Origin of the sequence: Paraburkholderia sp. SECH4 (assembly GCF_030511745.1) — a bacterium.
In the GTDB taxonomy this organism is placed as follows: domain Bacteria; phylum Pseudomonadota; class Gammaproteobacteria; order Burkholderiales; family Burkholderiaceae; genus Paraburkholderia; species Paraburkholderia madseniana.
Genome location: NZ_JALOCP010000002.1, coordinates 334,839 through 351,846 on the forward strand (window position 1 = coordinate 334,839; position 17,008 = coordinate 351,846).

The following is a 17,008-nucleotide window of genomic DNA, read 5'->3' on the forward strand; positions in this document are numbered from 1 at the left end:
TAGGCGCGCAGGGACGGGCTGGGACTCGCTATTCTAGGGAAAAGCGTGGCCCGGCGCAGCGGCTATGCGTTCAGTGCGAAGGCAAGATGACGAAGTCAGTCCGAGGGAGGCAACGCCACAGCAGCACGGAAAAATGCCTGCGCACGCGGGTCATTGCCGAACGCGGCGTGAATCCTGGTCCACGGGCTCACTTCCATGTTCGGCCGGAAATAGCTGCCGGGCGCCACGGTCACGCCGAGGGGTGCGCCGCATGCCACCAGCCGTTCGGCGTTGTCGACGTGCGGCACACGCGCCCACACGAACTTGCCGCCGACAGGCTTTTCGAACAGATCCCAGCCGGCGTCTTCGAGTGTCTGAATGGTCGAGCCGAGCGCGTCGCGCATGCGGCGGCGCAGCCGCTCCAGATATTTGCGGTACGCACCGCGTTCCAGCAACGACACGGCGACCGCCTCGGCAAAGCGCGAACCGCCGATACTCGTCAGCATCTTGATGTCGACCAGATCCTTGATGATCGCGTGGCTCGCCACCACGCAGCCGATCCGCAACGACGACGACAGCGTCTTCGACAAGCCGCCCACGTAGATCACGTGTTCGAGCTGGTCGAGGGTCGCGAGACGGTCAGTGACGTCGGCCTGGAAGTCGGCGTAGATGTCGTCTTCGATGATCGTGAAACCGTGTTCGCGCGCCAGTTGCAGCAGCCGGAACGCCACCGGCGGCGCGACCGTGGTGCCGGTCGGGTTGTGGAACACCGTGTTGATGAACATCAGCTTCGGCCGATGCACTTGCAACTGTGCCTGCAGCACATCGAGATCGGGGCCGCTGCGGGTGCGCGGAATGCCGATCAGCTTCACGCCGTGCAGTTTCAGCAGACCGTACAGGTTGTAGTAGCCGGGGTCCTCGACGAACATCGTGTCGCCGGCTTTGAGCATGTAACGCATCAGCAGATCGAGCGCCTGGCTCGCGCCGTTGGTGATCAGAATCTGCGAGGCGTCCGCCTGAATCCCCAGTTGACCAATCCGGCCTTGCAGATGTTCGCGCAAGGTCAGATTGCCGAGCGGGGTGGCGTAATCGACCATGCTCGCGATGTCGGTGCGCGACACGTGGCGGATCGCTTGCGCGAGGCTCTCCGTGTCGCGCCACGCATCGGGAATGAAGCCGCTGCCGAGCTTGAGCGTCTCAGTTTGGTAGTTGAACTGCTGGAGGATGTGCCCCGATTCGTCCTCGGCGAGGCGCGGGTCCGAGGTGCCCTGGCAATGCGGGCTTGGCGGCTGGCGGTCGGCGACATAGAAGCCCGAGCCATGACGCGAGTCGACATAGCCGAGCGACACCAGCCGGTCGTAAGCCTCGATCACGGGAAATCGGCTCACGCCGTAGTCGGCTGCGAACTGGCGGATCGACGGCAGCTTGGAGCCGGGGTGAGCGGTGCGCGAGCGAATCCAGGTGGTAACGCCCGTGACGATCTGCTCGGTGAGCGGTACGCCGCTCTCCCGATCGAGTTGGATTTCGAGTTTCATGCGGTGCTTTTCCTTCGCCGGGCAGCAGGGGTTCCAGAGCGCCCTAACCGTCGGTGCGGCGCGTGCTGCACGCGCCGACGAAGCGCGATTGCCGCCAACTGTCCGTTTTTTCGACTGAACAGTTCCGATGAAAGTGTTCGGAACTGTGCATGGGTATTCGATGATCGCACGTCAATAATCAGTACAACAGGAAGTTTCTTTGAAGGAGAAAAGCGATGCGTGAAGTCCGGATTTTCGAAATGGAACATGACGAGCCCGCGGCGGCCTGGCGTGTCGCGCGTCCGTCAGTCTTCAAGGTGATCTCGGGCGAGATCTGGCTGACTGTCGAAGGCGAAAACGGCGATCACTGGCTGGCAACGGGGCAATCGATCGAGTTGCCGCGCGGTGCGCTGGCGTGGGTCAGCGCGGGGCGGGCCGGTGCGCGTTTCGCGCTGGCTAGCGGGTCAGAGCGCACTGTAACGCGGCCGCTGAGCGGTTCGCCGATGTTGAACTGGCTGCCGCGCTGGTTAGGTGTGGCGTGATGGGCAACTGTGGTGGCCATGGCCGCTAAGATGGCAGCGGCTCGTGTCGCTGGCGTGCGTGGTGCCGGATGCATTTGCTTGTGCCCGGCGCAGGCAGTACGTGCCGCATTTGCTTTGCTGCCGGCGTGCGCCGCGCCTCATCCGGCCACCTCAACCTCCCCGATATAGCGCGCGCGTGGCCGGATCAACCGGCCGTCGCGCGTCTGTTCCATTGCGTGAGCGATCCAGCCGACTACCCGGCCGACCGCGAACAGCGTGAACGCGGCCCCGGCCGGCAGGCCGAGTACCCGTTCGATGCTCACGAGCGCAAAGTCGACGGTCGGCTCCGCGCCGGTCGTGTCGCGCACCGTGCGCGCGATCGCCTGCACTTCGCCTAACGGCGAACGGGCCGGCGCACAGTCGGCGAGCATCCCGAGCAGCAGACGCGCGCGCGGATCGCCGTCCGGATAAAGCGGATGACCGAAGCCCGACAGCACCGGCCCATGCGCGCCGTGCTCGTGGCGGGCGAGCCGGTTCGCCAGATAGCGGTCGAGATCGGGTGCGCGTGACGCTTCATCGAGCAGCGCGGCAATCCGTACCGTTTCGCCACCATGTCGCGGGCCGGCCAATGCGGCCAGACCGCCGGCCACGGCGCCGAACAGATGCGTCCCGGTCGACGTGATGCAGCGAACCGTGAAGGTCGACGCATTCAGTTCATGATCCGCGCAGGCCACCAACGCCGCGCGCAACAGCCCCGCTTGCTGACGGTTGCGTATGTTCCACGCCGAAGCCAACTGCTTGTGCAGCGGTTCGTTCGACGGCGCCGCCGAGACCATCGCGGCGGCCAGCAAACGCATGACCGCGCAGGCGGTATCGAGTTGCGCGTCGCGGCCGAGCGCCCATACCCGCGGCATTTGCGCGGCGGCGGCCGGCAGCAGCACGAGCGCACGGTCGAGCGGCGTGCTGTCGCTCCAGAGCTTGAGCCACGCGGCCCACTGCGCGGCGGCGAACGGGACGGCCGGTGCATCGGCGATACGCCTCACACTGCATTCCCACAACAACGCCGCGACATCCTCCAGAGATGCCGTGCGCGCCAGTTCCATGGCGTCGTGCCCGCGATACAGCAGGCGGCCGTCGGCCACCAGCGTGATCGACGATTCGAGCACCGGCACGCCCCAGTCCAACACCTTTTGCGCGACCTTGCCGGCGCGCTTGCCGTCTTCCTTGCGCCGGGCGAGCCGCCGCACTTCGCCGGCGTCGTAGAGCCGGTGCTTGCCTTGCGCATCCGGCGAGGAGTTCAGGATGCCGCGGCTAACATACGCATACAGCGTAGGCAGGCTGATGCCGAGCGCGGCGGCGGCCTCGGCCGCGGTCAGGGAATGGGAAGGCGGCATGGAAACGCGTAGAAACCGAAGAAATCAATATATGTTGATTATCATAATCAAGATTGATTGCGGCAAGGCGAAATTCTAGACTCGGTTCACTTTCTTCCTGTTCCAACACGAACGAGACGAACGATATGAGCACCATGACGCCTGAACTCGCACTCAAACATATCTGGATGACCGCGCAATGCGACCCGACTGCGCTGCGGTCCGTTTCGCTTCCCGGCACCGATCCGGGTTTGCCATCGGTCTATCGGGTCGGCGCGTTGGCCTCGGCGACCATCGCCGCGAGCGGCCTTGCGGCTGCCGAATACCATCGCTTGCGCACCGGGCGCCGGCAACACGTCACCGTGGAGATGCGGCGTGCACTGGCTTCGTTTCGCAGCGAGCGCTATCTGCGCATCGACGAGGGTCCGCCGCCCGCTTTGCGCGATCCGGTGATGGGTTTCTACGCGACGCGCGACGGCCGCTGGATTCAACTGCACACCAACTTTCCGCATCATCTTGAGGGCGTGCTGAAGGTGCTCGGCTGCGCGAACGATCGCGCGGCGGTGGCCGAGGCGATTCGCGGCTGGGATGGCGCGATGCTTGACCAGACGCTCGCCGACGCCGGTTTGTGCGCGGCATTGATTCGCACGCCCGACGAGTGGGCCGCGCTCGATCAGGCGAAAGCGATTGCGGGGCTGCCGTTGTTCGAGATCGAGCGCATCGGCGACGCGCCGGTCGAGCCGCCGCGCGGGGCCGGCGCGGAGCGGCCGCTGGCGGGCGTGCGGGTGCTGGATGTGTCGCGCATCATTGCCGGGCCGGTGGCGGGGCGCGCGCTCGCGCAGCATGGCGCCGAGGTGTTGATGGTCAACGGTCCGCACTTGCCGAACATTGCGCCGCTGGTGATCGACAACGGGCGCGGCAAGCGCTCGGCTGTGATCGATTTACGCAATGCAACTGGCCGGGAAACGTTAAATGGCCTCGTTAGCGACGCCGATGTGTTTTTGCAGGCGTATCGACCGGGGGCGCTCACGGCACGCGGGTTCGGTCCCGAGGAGCTGGCGCGAGTGCGGCCGGGGATCGTCTATGTCTCGGTTTGCGCTTATGGGCACAAGGGCCCTTGGGCCGGGCGGCGTGGCTTCGATAGTCTGGTGCAGTCCGCGAGCGGGATTGCTTTTACCGAGCGCGAGGCGGCGGGATGGGATGAGCCGAAGCATCTGCCTTGTCAGGCGTTGGATCACGCGACGGGATATCTGGCTGCGTTCGGCGCGATGGCCGCATTGACGCGGCGAGCCACCGAAGGCGGGAGCTGGCACGTGAGGGTGTCGCTCGCGCAGACCGGACGGTGGTTGCAATCCTTCGGATTGCTTCCCGACGGCTGGAAGGCGCCCGACGTTTCAATCGACGATGTGCGGGATTGTCTGGGAACCGTGCAGTCGGAGTTCGGGCGGGTCCTGGGCGTTCTGCCGGCTGAGCGTCTGGAGGAGACGCCCGCGTATTTTGCGCTGCCACCGGCTCGGATAGGCGCGCACGAGGCGAAATGGGAGTGAAGGTACTGTGGGCCGCGACGAGCAAAGACCGTGCTTACTTCCTCAGCTCCGCCACGAAATCATAGTAATCGTTGCGGCAGTAGGTATCGGTCAGCTCGATCGCCCGTTGATCCGCCGTGTACCCGACGCGCGTGATCAGCAACAGCGCCTCGTTAGGCGCAATGCTCATCTGCTGCGCGATCTCTTCATTCGCGTTCACCGCGCGAAAATGCTGCAGCGCGCGGACAATCGTCAGTCCGCGATTTTCTAGGTATGTGTACAACGAATCGCCAATCGCCTGGGGATCGGGAATCACCGCGGCAGGGAAGGTGGAATTCTCCACCGCCATCACGATGCCGTCGGCGAGCCGCAAGCGGCGCAACCGGGTCACAGCCGCCGCCGGCGACAAGCCCAGTTGAATCACCTCATCGCGGTTAGCCGGCGAAATTTCTCGCGACAACCACTTCGAACTCGGCGTAAAGCCGCGTCGGCGCAGCATTTCGCTGAAACTCGACAGACGCGAAAGCGGATCTTCATAGCGCGGCGTGATGAAGCTGCCCGCGCCTTGAGTGCGGCGGATCAATCCCTGTTCGACCAGTAAGGCAATGGCTTTGCGCGAGGTGATCCGCGATACGCCGAGCGCTTCGGACAGCACGCGCTCGGAGGGCAGCGCCTCGCCCGCGTTCCAACGGTTTTCGTGAATCGCACTGCCGAGCTTGCGAGCGAGTTGCAGGTACAGCGGCGTGTCGTTTTCCGGGTCCGGGCGCAGATCGCGCCAGCGGTCTTCCGAGGCAGAGGTCATGGGGCTCACGCAAGAAGGGCAAGCGGCAATTCTAAGACATCGGCGCGCTCCGTTATAGCGGGCTTTTGCCTGGTGCTCGATCCGATGCTCGTGCAACCGCTAAACTCGTCCCTACGATTTCCGTATCAGGCGCCGCGGATTCGCCTGCGCCACCGCATCGACATGGACGCGTTGCCCTATGTTTAGTCATTTCGAGGAGAAAGCATGACGACCGATATCGCAAGCGTGAGCCTGCCCGACGGCGAGCGTATTCCGAAACTGGGGCAGGGCACCTGGGAGATGGGTGAACAGCCGGCGCGCCGCACCTCGGAGCTCGCCGCGCTGCGCTGTGGCATCGAACTGGGCATGACGCTGATCGACACGGCGGAAATGTACGGCGACGGCGCCACCGAATCGCTTCTCGGAGAAGCGCTCGCGGGGCTGCGCGATCAGGTCTTTCTCGTCAGCAAGGTGTATCCGCATAACGCCAGCCGGCGCGGCGTGATCGCGGCCTGCGAGCAGAGCCTCAAGCGCCTGAAAACCGATCGGCTCGATCTGTATCTGCTGCACTGGCGCGGTCCGGTGCCGCTCGCGGAAACCGTCCAGGCATTCGAGGCATTACGCAGCGCGGGCAAGATTCGCCACTGGGGCGTCAGCAACTTCGATACCGACGATATGGAAGAACTCGTCGCCACGCCGGGCGGCGAGGCGTGCGCGACCAATCAGATTCTCTACAACGTCGCGCGCCGTGGGCCGGAATTCGACCTGTTGCCGTGGCTCGCCGCGCGCAACATGCCGGCGATGGCATACAGTCCGGTCGATCACGCGCGCCTGCCGAAACGCTCACCGCTCGACGATATCGCCGCCGCACGAGGCGTCTCGGTGTTTCAGGTGGCGCTAGCGTGGGTCTTGCAAAAACCCGGCGTGTTTGCAATTCCGAAAGCGGGCCGCGTCGAGCATGTGCGCGACAACCATCGGGCGTCGCAACTGCAACTCGACACGCATGAACTCGCTGCTATCGACACTTATTTCAAACCGCCACGCAGCAAGCGGCCACTCGAAATGCTGTGAGCGCATTAGCTGCCGCTAGCGAATTGCGGCGGGCCGTGGAGCCGGCGCTTATGGCGCTGCGGCTCGCTGCGCCGGCGTCATTAATTGCAACCGTGGTGCATGTGCACGGAACCTAGAACGGCGACTTCAGCGGGCGTGTGCTTGAGCGAATCTTCGTTGACCTGGGCGGCGTCGGCAACGAATTCGTCGACGATCGACGACACCTGCGTATTGCGCAAACACAGCGACACCCGCTGCGTTTCGTTGGGCGGCAGTGACGCGCGCTGACCGAGGAACAGCACGCCGTACTGATAGCCGTGGATGATGCCGCGGATCGCGCCGACGCATTGACCTTGTGCGACGTTATCGTTTTTCTGCTTGCAGGTTTGCGCGAGCGAATAGGCGGAGAAGGTGGGATCGACCGGCGGGGCGGCTTGCGACAAGGTTTGCGGCTGCGGCTGGGCAGGCGTAGCCGGTGTTTGCGCCGCAGTTTGCGCATGAGCGAGCGATGCGAGGCCCAGAGCGGCGACCATCAGCAGTCCGGTGGCCGTGCGCGCCATGGAGTGGGGGACGTTTCGTTGCATGTTGTGATGCCCTCATATCGAACGTTGAATCTGATATGAGGCAATCGTTTCGGTTTGGTTCCGGTCACGCACGACGCGATCGATTGTTTTGGTTTTAAACGTGTGCAAGAGCAGGAACTGTCTGTCAGCGCTTTGCGGCGGTGCGTGCTGTTTTGCCGAGCCGCCTGCGGGTGCTGCCGATACCGACCGGCCTCGGGCGGTGACGCTCGACCGGGGGATCGAGACATCACCGCCGCTGCCGGGGGACTGCGAACGGCATACGCATGTCGTTAGCGACGGGTAGGGCGCGGGGGCCCCCTACCCGGGAAACAGGCGACTGCTAGTGCCCGCTTCCTCCGCCATTGCCACCACCGTTACCGCCGCTACCCTTGCCTCCGTGACCGCCGCCGAAGCCTCCGCCAAAGCCGCCGCCGAACCCGCCACCGAAGCCTCCGCCAAAACCACCACCGGGGCCGCCTTTTCCACCGCCGAACCCGCCGCCGGGGCCGCCACCGCAACCGCAGCCGCCGCCGCTGCTGCCGCCGCTGCTTCCGCCACCGTTGCTTCCACCACCGCTGCTTCCACCACCGCTGCTTCCACCACCGCTGCTTCCACCACCGCTGCTTCCGCCGCCGCTACTGCCGCCGCCGCTACTGCCGCCACCGCTGCTGCCACCGCCGCTGCTGCCACCGCCGCTGCTTCCACCACCGCTGCTTCCACCACCGCTGCTGCCGCCACCGCTGCTGCCACCGCCGCTGCTACCACCGCCGCTGCTGCCACCACCGCTACTGCCGCCGCCGCTGCTGCCGCCGCCGCTGCTGCCGCCGCCGCTGCTGCCGCCGCCGCTGCTACCACCGCCGCTACTGCCGCCGCCGCTGCTGCCACCGCCGCTGCTGCCACCGCCGCTACTTCCACCACCGCCGCTGCCACCGCCGCTACTTCCACCACCGCCGCTGCCGCCGCCATTACCCTTGCCGCCGCCACTGCCCGAGCCCGCCGCGCCGCCGGCACCATTGCCGCTCGCACCCGCGCCACCGCTGCCTGCGCTCGCCGCGCCGTTGCCGCCGCGATGCTGCTCGCACCCCCCGACACTGGTCCTTGTGCAGTCGCGCGGACTGAACACCAGGGCCGCGTCGTCGGCAGCGGTCGGTTCATCGGGCGCGGTGCCGGTGGCCGCTGCGCCCACCGCTGAACCCTCGTCCTGCGCGATTTGCGTCGCTGCGTGCGCGCCGCTCGCAGGCATTGGCGCATCGGCAACCGTAATCAACTTGGGGACCGCATCCGTCGACGCGGAGTACGCGACCTGGGTTATCAATAAGGCCACCCCTGCCGCGATTGCCGTACTCCGTATAACCCCGAAGTAGTACTGATTGAATTTTCTGGTTTTCATCACGTCTCTCCCGAGGGGACGCCGGCACCTCGCTGCCGCCATCCCCCACGCTGATACTTCGACGGTGGGCCTGTCTGAACGCAGGCCTCATCGCCCCCCGAGTCTGTTTTGCGGATGCAAGTCAAACACCATCACTGTCTTCCCGGCACCGTAGCCGGTGCGCCGACAAGCGCTTGCATGCACGTCAGCCGGTACCGTCCGGGTGCGCTGCGTCGCGTATCGCTTCTTGCCACGGCGATTCGCACAAGCGGCGCTTCCGACTCTTTTCCGATCTCTTTGGCTTCGAATGTATGGACGGTACTTAGCGATATCCATGCCACTGCCCGCAAAGCCTTGCGGCGACGGGCGTCGAATAGGGGTGTGCGATGCCCGCGAGGAAAAAACGCAGGAAAATGTTTCGATGATGAAACGCGTGGCCGGAAGGCCGCCTTATTGCGCGTTATTCGTTGCGCGCGGTGTTTTCCGGTGCGTTTTCCGAGCCGCTGCCGGAGACCTTGCCGGTGTTGTCGCGCGCGGCGGATTGCAGCACACGCAGGTCGTCGACGGGGATATGGCAGCGGATGCGATGCGCGGACGGCTGGCCAGCGTCACCGCTGCCGGCTTCGAGGAAGGGCGGGTCTTGCTGCTCGCAGATCGCCCCGAGTTTGCGCGGGCAGCGCGTATGGAATACGCAACCGGACGGCGGCGATGCGGCGCTGGGCAGATCGCCGGACAGCCGTACGCGGGCGGTGTTGCCGCGGGCGTCGAGTGTCGGCACCGAAGACAGAAGCGCTTCGGTGTAGGGATGGTGTGGTCCGCCGAAGACCGCGGCTGCCGGTCCGATCTCCAGAAGCCGGCCGAGGTACAGCACCGCGATGCGATCCGACAGATAGCGCACCACGTGCAGATCATGCGAGATGAACACGTAGCTCACGCCACGCTCGCGTTGCAGATCGGCGAGCAGGTTGAGGATCGCGGCCTGCACGGAGACGTCGAGCGCGGACGTGGGTTCGTCGCAAACCACCACGCGTGGCTCACCGGCAAACGCGCGCGCGATCGCCACGCGTTGCTTGAGTCCGCCGGACAACTGACGCGTGCGCGAGCCGAGATAGCGTTCGGGCAAACGCACCGCCGCTGTCAACGCAGCGAGCCGTTCGTCGATTGCAGCGCCGCGCAGCGCGGCGAGGCGTGACAACGCACGACCGATCAGCCGCTTCACCGAATGCGCGCGATTGAGCGCCGAGTCCGGATTCTGGAACACGATCTGCAGCGACTTGACCTGCTCGTCGTTGCGTCGCGTGACGCGCGCGGCGAGTGGCGTGCCGTCGAGTTCGAGCACGCTGCCCGCATCGGGCGTCAGCAGGCCAAGCATCAATTTCGCGAGCGTCGTCTTGCCGCTGCCGGATTCGCCGACGAGGCCGAGCGTTTCGCCACTGGCGAGATCGATCGAAACGTTGTCGACCGCGCGCAGCGGAGCGCCGGATACGTGGAATGTTTTCGAGAGTTTTTCCGCGCGCAGCACGAGAGCAGGGCGCTCGCCGTCACGCAACGCAACGTCATGCAGGGGCAGTCCTTCCGCGGACGCACGCGGCAGTTCGATCGCGCGTTCGTGGTAATGGCAGCGCGACATCTGATCGCCGTGTGCGGCACTCACGCGATACGGCGGCGGTGCTTCACGGCGGCAGCGGTCGTCGGCGAGTCGGCAACGGTCCGCGTAAATGCAGCCTTGCGTGACCGAGCCGGGCAAGGGCAAATTACCCGCGATGGTGTCGAGCCGCTCGGTGTCCTTGCTGCGTCCCGCGGTCGGCAAGCAGCGCAGCAGTCCAACGGTATAGGGATGACGTGGCCGCGCGAACACGTCCTGGGTGGCGCCTTCCTCGACCAGCTTGCCTGCGTAAAGAACGCCGACGCGCTCGCACATCCGGCCGATCACCGCGAGGTTGTGGCTGATGAACAGCACCGCGGTGCCGAGTTCTTCGCGCAGTTGCGCCACGAGGTCGAGCACTTCTGCTTCGACGGTGGCGTCGAGGCCTGTGGTCGGTTCGTCGAGAATCAGCAAGGCGGGGTTCGACGCGAGCGCCATGGCGATCACGACACGCTGCTGCATGCCGCCCGACAACTGATGCGGATAGCTGTCCATCACGCGTTCGGGTGAAGCTATGCGCACCCGCTTCAGTATCTCGACCGTGCGCTGCACTGCTTCGTTACGCGAGACACCGGCCGCTTCGAAGGCTTCCGTGACTTGCCGCGCGATCGTCAGTGACGGATTTAATGCGCGCCCGGGATCCTGATAGACCATCGAAATCGCGTTTGCTCGCATCGAGCGCAACGCGTCGGCGTCGAGCTTCTGCACGTCCTGGCCGGCGATGATGATCTTGCCCGCCTTCACCTTGCCGTTTCGTGGCAGATAGCGCAGCGCCGCCATTGCGACCGTCGATTTACCGCAGCCCGATTCCCCGACGAGGCCGTATGCTTCGCCGCGCCGTACGCGAAACGATACGTCCTGCAGCACTTCACGATCACGTCCGCGCATCCGGTACGTGACTGTCAGGCCGACGACAGTCAGCGCATCCGTGCGATCGCTTTTCGACACGTCGAAGGCGGGGAACGAGGCGGGCGGCGGGCCGTTCATCGGTCGAGCACTCCTTGCACGCTATCGGCGATCAGATTCACGCCGACCACGAGCGAGGCGATGGCGCCGGCCGTGAACACCACGGTCCACCATGCGCCACCCGCCATCAGCGTGTACGACTCGGACAGCGCGAGCCCCCAGTCGGCGGAAGGCGGCTGAATGCCGAAGCCGAGAAACGACAGCGTCGCGACCGCGAAAATGGCATACCCGAGCCGCACGGTCGCCTCGACGATGATCGGTGGCAGCACGTTCGGCAGAATCTCCGCGAACATGATGTACGGCGCGCGTTCGCCCCGCAGTTGCGCTGCGGCGACGTAGTCCAGATGCCGTTCGGCGAACACGGCCGCGCGTACTGTGCGCGCGGTGATCGGCGTGAAGGTAATGCCGATCACTAAGATCACGGTGAAGTTCGATGCGCCGACCGCGGCCAGCGCGAGCAACGCGACGATCACGAGCGGCAGCGCGAGCACAGCGTCGATCGCGCGGCCCACGACGTTGTCCACCCAGCCCTCGAAATAGCCGACGATCAAGCCGAGGGCTGTTCCCGCGACCGTGCCGAGCAGGGTCGCCAAAGGCGCAATGGTCAGAATGTCGCGCGCGCCAACAATGACGCGGGAGAACACGTCACGACCGAGCTGATCGGTGCCGAACCAATGCGTGCCATCGGGCGGTGTGAGCGAGTTGAGCGGATCGGATGCGTACGGGTCGATCCGCACGATCCATTGCCCGGCGATCGCGCAGACCACCCACCATCCAACGATCAACACGCCGACCACAAACGTGGGCGAGCGCAGCAGGACGCGCAACTGGTCGAAGCGCGGTTCAGTAGCCGGGCGTGGAGCGGGCGGCGCGGCCGGCGGAACGATGGTGCTCATTCGGCGCTCCTCACTCGTAGTCGCGGATTGAGCAGGATATGCAGTGCATCGGCGACGAGGTTGGCGGCGGTGTAGACCACGCCGATTGTCAGCACGCCCGCTTCGAGCATCGGAAAATCCTTGGCCTTGGCGGCGTTGTAGATCAGCGAGCCGATACCTTGATAGTGGAACAGCGTCTCGACCACCACGAGGCCGCCGATCATGTAGCCGAGCTGCGTGGCGGCGACGGTGATGGTCGGCAGCAGCGCATTGCGCAACACGTGCCGCCAGATCACGGTACGGCGCGGCAAGCCTTTGAGGATTGCCGTGCGGGTGTAGTCCGCATCGAGCGCTTCGACGGTGCCCGCGCGCGCCATTCTCGCGATGTAGCCGAAGAACACCAACACCAGTGGCAGCACCGGCAGAATCAGATACCGCAATTGTTCGAGCGCGCTCGCTTCGGGCGGATACGACGCTTCGATCGGCAACCAACGCAGCCACACGCCGAACACCAGAATCAGCACGATCGACGAGACGAACTCCGGCACCACGGTCGCCGACAAACCGGCGATGCTGATGGTGCGATCGAGCCAGCGTCCCGCGTGCATGGCCGACCACACACCGCCCGCAATGCCGAGCGGCACGACGACGATAAACGCGAGCAGACCGAGCTTGGCCGAATGCGCCAGGGCGTCGGCGATAAACGGCGCAACCGGTTCACGGTACGCATAGGAAAGCCCCATGTCGCCGCGCACGAAATGCGAGATCCACTCGACGTATTGCGTCATGAGCGGCCGGTCCGCGCCGAGCTGATGATTGAGCGCGGCGACCGCGCGCGCATCGGCGAGCGGCCCGAGCACGGCGCGGCCGATATCGCCAGGCAGCAACTGGCCGCCCGCGAACACGATCACGGACAGCAGCCACAGCGTAATCAACGACAAACCGACCCGCGTCGCCAGAAATCGCGCGACACGGCCGGCGTTGCCGGTGGGGACCGGAGCGGCGGAAGGGGTCACCGTGGTCGACATTGTGATCTCCTGCCGAAGAAGTGCCGTGCGCTCATGCTTTCAACGCCTTCGCGTCAAACCGCTTTTACGTTCAAACCGCTTTTGCATCCACATCACGCGCTCAACACCGCGCGGTCGAAATAGAGTTGCGCGAGTGCGGTGAAGCGCACGCCGTTCACACCCTTGCGCATGGCGATCAACTGATCGTAAAAGAACGGAATGATCACGGGCGTTTCGTCGAGCAGCAGCGTCTGAATCTGCCCGGAGATTTTCTTTTGCGTGCCCAGGTCGACTGCCGCGACGAACTGCGCGACCAGTTGATCGTATTGCGGGTTCTTGAAGTGCGCGGCGTTCCACGTGCCGGTGCTGGTGAGCGGCGCGTTCAGAAACACGTTCGGCACGCCGCGATGACCGTAATCGGTGATGCCGAGCGGCGAGTCGAGCCAATCCGATTTCCCCGGTGTGCCCGCGCCGTAGTACAGCGACTGACTCTCCACCTTCAGATTGATGCGCACGCCGATCGCCTTCGCTGCGTTCTGCACGACCACCGCGAGATCGGGAATCTCCATGTACTTCTCGGTGGTCAGCGTGACGTCGAAGCCGTTCGGCACGCCCGCTTGCGCAAGCAGTTGCTTCGCCTTCGCGATGTCGATCCTGCGTTGCGCGACGCCTGCATCGGAAGACGGAAATACCGGTGCGAACGGGCTGTCGTTGCCGATCTGTGCACGGCCCTTAAACAGCCCTCGCACCAGCACGTCGCGGTCGAGCGACAATGCCAGCGCCTGGCGCACGCGCTTGTCCTTGAACAACGGATTGTCGTTGCGCATATGAATCTGGCGATGCGCGCTCGACTTCACGCCAATTGCCTTGTAATCCGGATTGTTCAGAATGCCGGCGCCGCCCTGCACGGTGAAGGTGCCCATCACGTCGGCCTGGTGGCCTTGCAACGCGAGCATTTGTGCCTGTTCGTCGGCGTAGAACGAGAACTGTACGCGTTGCGGTAACGCTTTGTCGCCCCAGTAGTCCGGATTGCGCACGAACGAGGCGCCGACCTTCGCCTGATACTTTTCGAGCTTGAACGGACCGGTGCCGATGAAGCTCTTTTCATAACCACCCGCATAGTTCGCGGGCAGGATCACGGCGTTGTAATTGTCCGAGGAAACGTAGTACGGGAAGTTGCCGTTCGGTGCATCGAGATGGAAGGCGACCGTGTGTTCGTCGACGACCTTCGCACCGCCTTTCGACAGCACGCCCTTGAGCACCGAGAGCGCCGCCGAACCGCTCGCCGGATCGGCGAGCCGATCGAAGGTGGCGACGACGTCTTTGGCGGTGAATGCCTGGCCGTCGTGGAATTTGACGTTCGGGCGCAGCGTGAAGGTCCACACGTCGCCCTTGTCGTTCGGCTTCCACGACAAGGCAAGCGCCGGCTTCAGCACGAGTTTTTCGCCGTCGTCGTCGATCAGGAATTCGCCGGTCTGATTCAGCAGCGCGAGGCTCGCGGCATCGTTCACGGTGAGCGGATCGACGGCGCCGGCCGGCGTCAGGTGGGCCACGCGGATCGTCTGGTTGGACGGGCTCGGTGCGCCTTGCGCGCGGGCTCGCGGCGCATTCAGCACGCCGCCGCCGGCCAGCGACAAACCGATCACGCTCGCATAGCGCAGCAGATCGCGGCGCGTGATGCGGCCGGCGATGAATTCGTCGATGGCGTGGTTGCCGTAGGCGTCGGCGGTGTGGCGAGCTAGGTCGAGTTCGAGAAATCGGTCCGCGGGAGTCTTCATCGATGGAGTATCCAGTCCGTTCTGCTGTCGGTTCTGAAGGGCCGCGCCAGATGCACGCGACAGGCGACTTTATTGCAATGACGAAAAGCTGCAGCGCGCTGCAGTGCTGAAAAGCGGTTTCAGTGTAAGCGATTGCCCATCGGTTCGGCGCGCTTGCTGCGCGGTCCGGTCGCCGTTTGGCGTATAAAAGGGCCGGCGTGTGTCGTCACGACAACGCTCGGCGGGCTGTCTCGCACGGTTGCGCAAAAGCGCAGGATGCCGCAGCGCGGAAACTGCCGTTGTGTCGTCGCCGCCGTGGAAACCATGCCGGTCTTCTGCGAAGGCACGTTGGATTTACCGTGCAACGATGCCGGCGCGGCGCCAGCGATGGAACAGCACCGAGCCGATCCAGCACGCCATGAAGGTTGCGACGATGCCGTAACCCAGTACGCCGAAGCGTTCGTTGAGACCCGCCACCGCATCCCATACGCCGCCGCTCAAACCGAGTTTGTCCGACAGCAGGCCCAGCGCTTCAACGCCGCCAATGACGATTGCCACCACCGCCGAAACGAACGTGATGCTCGCGTTGTAGTAGAGCTTGCGTTTCGGATCGTCCATGGCCCAGCCGTAGGCGTGGACCATCAGCACGTTGTCGGTCGAATCGACCAGCGTCATGCCCGCGGTGAAGAGCGCCGGGAACACGAGGATCGAATACAGCGGCAGACCTTTGCCGGCTTCGGACGCGGCAATCGCCAGCAGGCCGATCTCGGTCGCGGTGTCGAAGCCGAGACCGAACAGCACGCCGACCGGGTACATGTGCCAGCTTTTCGTCACGAGCCGGAACATCGGCCGCAATGCGCGCGACAGCAGACCGGCGGGCGCGACGCCTGCCGTCGTTTCAGCAGCGAGTTCGCCGCCGCGTTGGACGTGGCGATAGCGGCGCCACACGTCGCGCAGAATCACGAGGTTCACGCACGCCAGCACCAGCAGAAACACTGCCGAGACGACGGTGCCGATCGTGCCGCCGACCGCCTTGAAGGTGTCGAAGCGGCCGTGCAGCGAATGCGCAGTCCACGCAATGCCGATCGTCGCCGCGATCACGATTGTCGAATGGCCCAGCGAAAACGCCAGGCCCACGCCGAGCGGTTGCTTGCCCGCCTGCATCAGCTTGCGCGTAACGGCATCGATCGCCGCGATGTGGTCCGCATCCACTGCGTGGCGCAGACCGAAGCCATACGCGAGCAGCGCGGTGCCGAGCAGCAGCGGATAGTGGCGAAACGCGATCAGCGCCCACGCCCACGCGCCGAGGTTGGCGGCGATCAGGACGGCATACAGCGTGATGAGGCGAGGGCGCAGCGAAGCAGTCGGCGTCATGAGTTGCGTGATAGAAGTTTAGTGATCGTGCGGATGCTTGTGAATCGGATCGACCCAGAAGACCGTTTCCGGCGCTTCCACCGCGTCGATGTTCAGATTTACCACCACCGCTTCATTGTCGCTGCGCACCAGCACGCATTCGAGCGGATCGTCGGTACTGGCGTTGATCTCCTGATGCGGCACATAGGGCGGCACGAAGATGAAGTCGCCCGGGCCGGCTTCGGCGGTGAACTCGAGATGCTCGCCCCAGCGCATGCGTGCCTGGCCTCGCACCACGTAGATCACGCTTTCGAGCGCGCCGTGATGATGCGCGCCGGTCTTTGCATTCGGATGGATCGTCACGGTGCCGGCCCAGATTTTCTGCGCGCCGACGCGCGCCGCGTTGATCGCCGCCGCGCGATTCATGCCCGGCGTTTGCGCGGTATTGCTGTCGAGCTGGTCGCCCTTGATGACCTTGACGCCGTGCTCGCGCCAATCGATCGGCGCCGGCGGTTGCTCATCCTTGTAGTGCGGGTGTTCGTGATCCTGGCTCATGGTGTGTCTCCTTGAGGGCGTTAGTCCGGGCGGTCGGCCCGGCGCCGTTTGGCATTTTTGCACGTTCAAAAACGTGCGTGTTGCCGGCTGCTCCAGGCGGTGTCACGGACGAAAAAAAGCCCATCCACAGGGGACGGGCCTTTTGCTGTCAGCCTTCATTGCATCGCGGGTCGC

Annotated in this window: 14 protein-coding genes; 3 read left to right on the forward strand and 11 right to left on the reverse strand. The window is 64.8% G+C overall.

The features are described 5' to 3' along the window. Nucleotides 1-95 precede the first annotated feature (95 nt). Nucleotides 96-1,514 (reverse strand): PLP-dependent aminotransferase family protein, encoded by a 1,419-nt coding sequence (locus M0D67_RS04405; RefSeq protein ID WP_266237471.1) that lies wholly within the window; start codon nucleotides 1,512-1,514, stop codon nucleotides 96-98. Nucleotides 1,515-1,729: 215 nt separating this feature from the next. Between M0D67_RS04405 and M0D67_RS04410 the strand changes: the two genes are divergently transcribed. After that, entirely contained in the window at nucleotides 1,730-2,035 is a 306-nt protein-coding gene (locus M0D67_RS04410) for a DUF2917 domain-containing protein (protein WP_266237473.1), read from the forward strand. 137 nt (nucleotides 2,036-2,172) lie between these two features. Here the strand turns inward: M0D67_RS04410 and M0D67_RS04415 are convergent, their stop codons facing one another. Then, nucleotides 2,173-3,408, reverse strand: coding sequence for a citrate/2-methylcitrate synthase (locus M0D67_RS04415; protein ID WP_266237475.1), 1,236 nt, complete (start codon nucleotides 3,406-3,408; stop codon nucleotides 2,173-2,175). A gap of 134 nt (nucleotides 3,409-3,542) precedes the next feature. Between M0D67_RS04415 and M0D67_RS04420 the strand changes: the two genes are divergently transcribed. Further along, nucleotides 3,543-4,934, forward strand: a complete 1,392-nt coding sequence (locus tag M0D67_RS04420; RefSeq protein WP_171926137.1) for a CoA transferase — start codon at nucleotides 3,543-3,545, stop codon at nucleotides 4,932-4,934. Nucleotides 4,935-4,968: 34 nt separating this feature from the next. On the opposite strand, the gene M0D67_RS04425 is transcribed toward M0D67_RS04420, so the two are convergent. Further along, nucleotides 4,969-5,715 carry a GntR family transcriptional regulator gene (locus tag M0D67_RS04425; RefSeq protein WP_115780853.1) on the reverse strand — a complete coding sequence of 249 codons (747 nt, stop codon included), beginning with the start codon at nucleotides 5,713-5,715 and terminating at the stop codon, nucleotides 4,969-4,971. Nucleotides 5,716-5,919: 204 nt separating this feature from the next. Here M0D67_RS04425 and M0D67_RS04430 point away from each other — a divergent pair, with 204 nt between their 5' ends. Then, nucleotides 5,920-6,765, forward strand: coding sequence for an aldo/keto reductase (locus tag M0D67_RS04430; protein ID WP_266237480.1), 846 nt, complete (start codon nucleotides 5,920-5,922; stop codon nucleotides 6,763-6,765). An 80-nt stretch (nucleotides 6,766-6,845) separates the two neighbouring features. Here M0D67_RS04430 and M0D67_RS04435 read toward each other — a convergent pair whose 3' ends face one another. From M0D67_RS04435 to M0D67_RS04470, 8 genes are all read right to left on the reverse strand, one after another. Next, nucleotides 6,846-7,328: a hypothetical protein gene (locus M0D67_RS04435; RefSeq protein WP_154567650.1), complete on the reverse strand. Its 483-nt coding sequence runs from the start codon at nucleotides 7,326-7,328 to the stop codon at nucleotides 6,846-6,848. 297 nt (nucleotides 7,329-7,625) lie between these two features. Further along, entirely contained in the window at nucleotides 7,626-8,462 is an 837-nt protein-coding gene (locus M0D67_RS04440) for a hypothetical protein (protein WP_266237483.1), read from the reverse strand. Between the two features lie 674 nt (nucleotides 8,463-9,136). Further along, entirely contained in the window at nucleotides 9,137-11,308 is a 2,172-nt protein-coding gene (locus M0D67_RS04445; RefSeq protein ID WP_154565860.1) for an ABC transporter ATP-binding protein, read from the reverse strand. Further along, complete coding sequence (locus M0D67_RS04450; RefSeq protein ID WP_266237485.1) at nucleotides 11,305-12,183, reverse strand: ABC transporter permease; 879 nt, start codon at nucleotides 12,181-12,183, stop codon at nucleotides 11,305-11,307. Before M0D67_RS04450 ends, M0D67_RS04445 begins: the two co-directional genes overlap by 4 nt. Then, nucleotides 12,180-13,190: an ABC transporter permease gene (locus tag M0D67_RS04455; RefSeq protein WP_154565862.1), complete on the reverse strand. Its 1,011-nt coding sequence runs from the start codon at nucleotides 13,188-13,190 to the stop codon at nucleotides 12,180-12,182. Before M0D67_RS04455 ends, M0D67_RS04450 begins: the two co-directional genes overlap by 4 nt. A gap of 92 nt (nucleotides 13,191-13,282) precedes the next feature. Then, complete coding sequence (locus M0D67_RS04460) at nucleotides 13,283-14,947, reverse strand: ABC transporter substrate-binding protein (RefSeq protein ID WP_154565863.1); 1,665 nt, start codon at nucleotides 14,945-14,947, stop codon at nucleotides 13,283-13,285. A gap of 333 nt (nucleotides 14,948-15,280) precedes the next feature. Continuing rightward, complete coding sequence (locus M0D67_RS04465) at nucleotides 15,281-16,300, reverse strand: HoxN/HupN/NixA family nickel/cobalt transporter (protein WP_171926107.1); 1,020 nt, start codon at nucleotides 16,298-16,300, stop codon at nucleotides 15,281-15,283. A gap of 18 nt (nucleotides 16,301-16,318) precedes the next feature. Continuing rightward, nucleotides 16,319-16,834, reverse strand: a complete 516-nt coding sequence (locus M0D67_RS04470) for a cupin domain-containing protein (protein WP_154565865.1) — start codon at nucleotides 16,832-16,834, stop codon at nucleotides 16,319-16,321. Nucleotides 16,835-17,008: the final 174 nt, after the last annotated feature.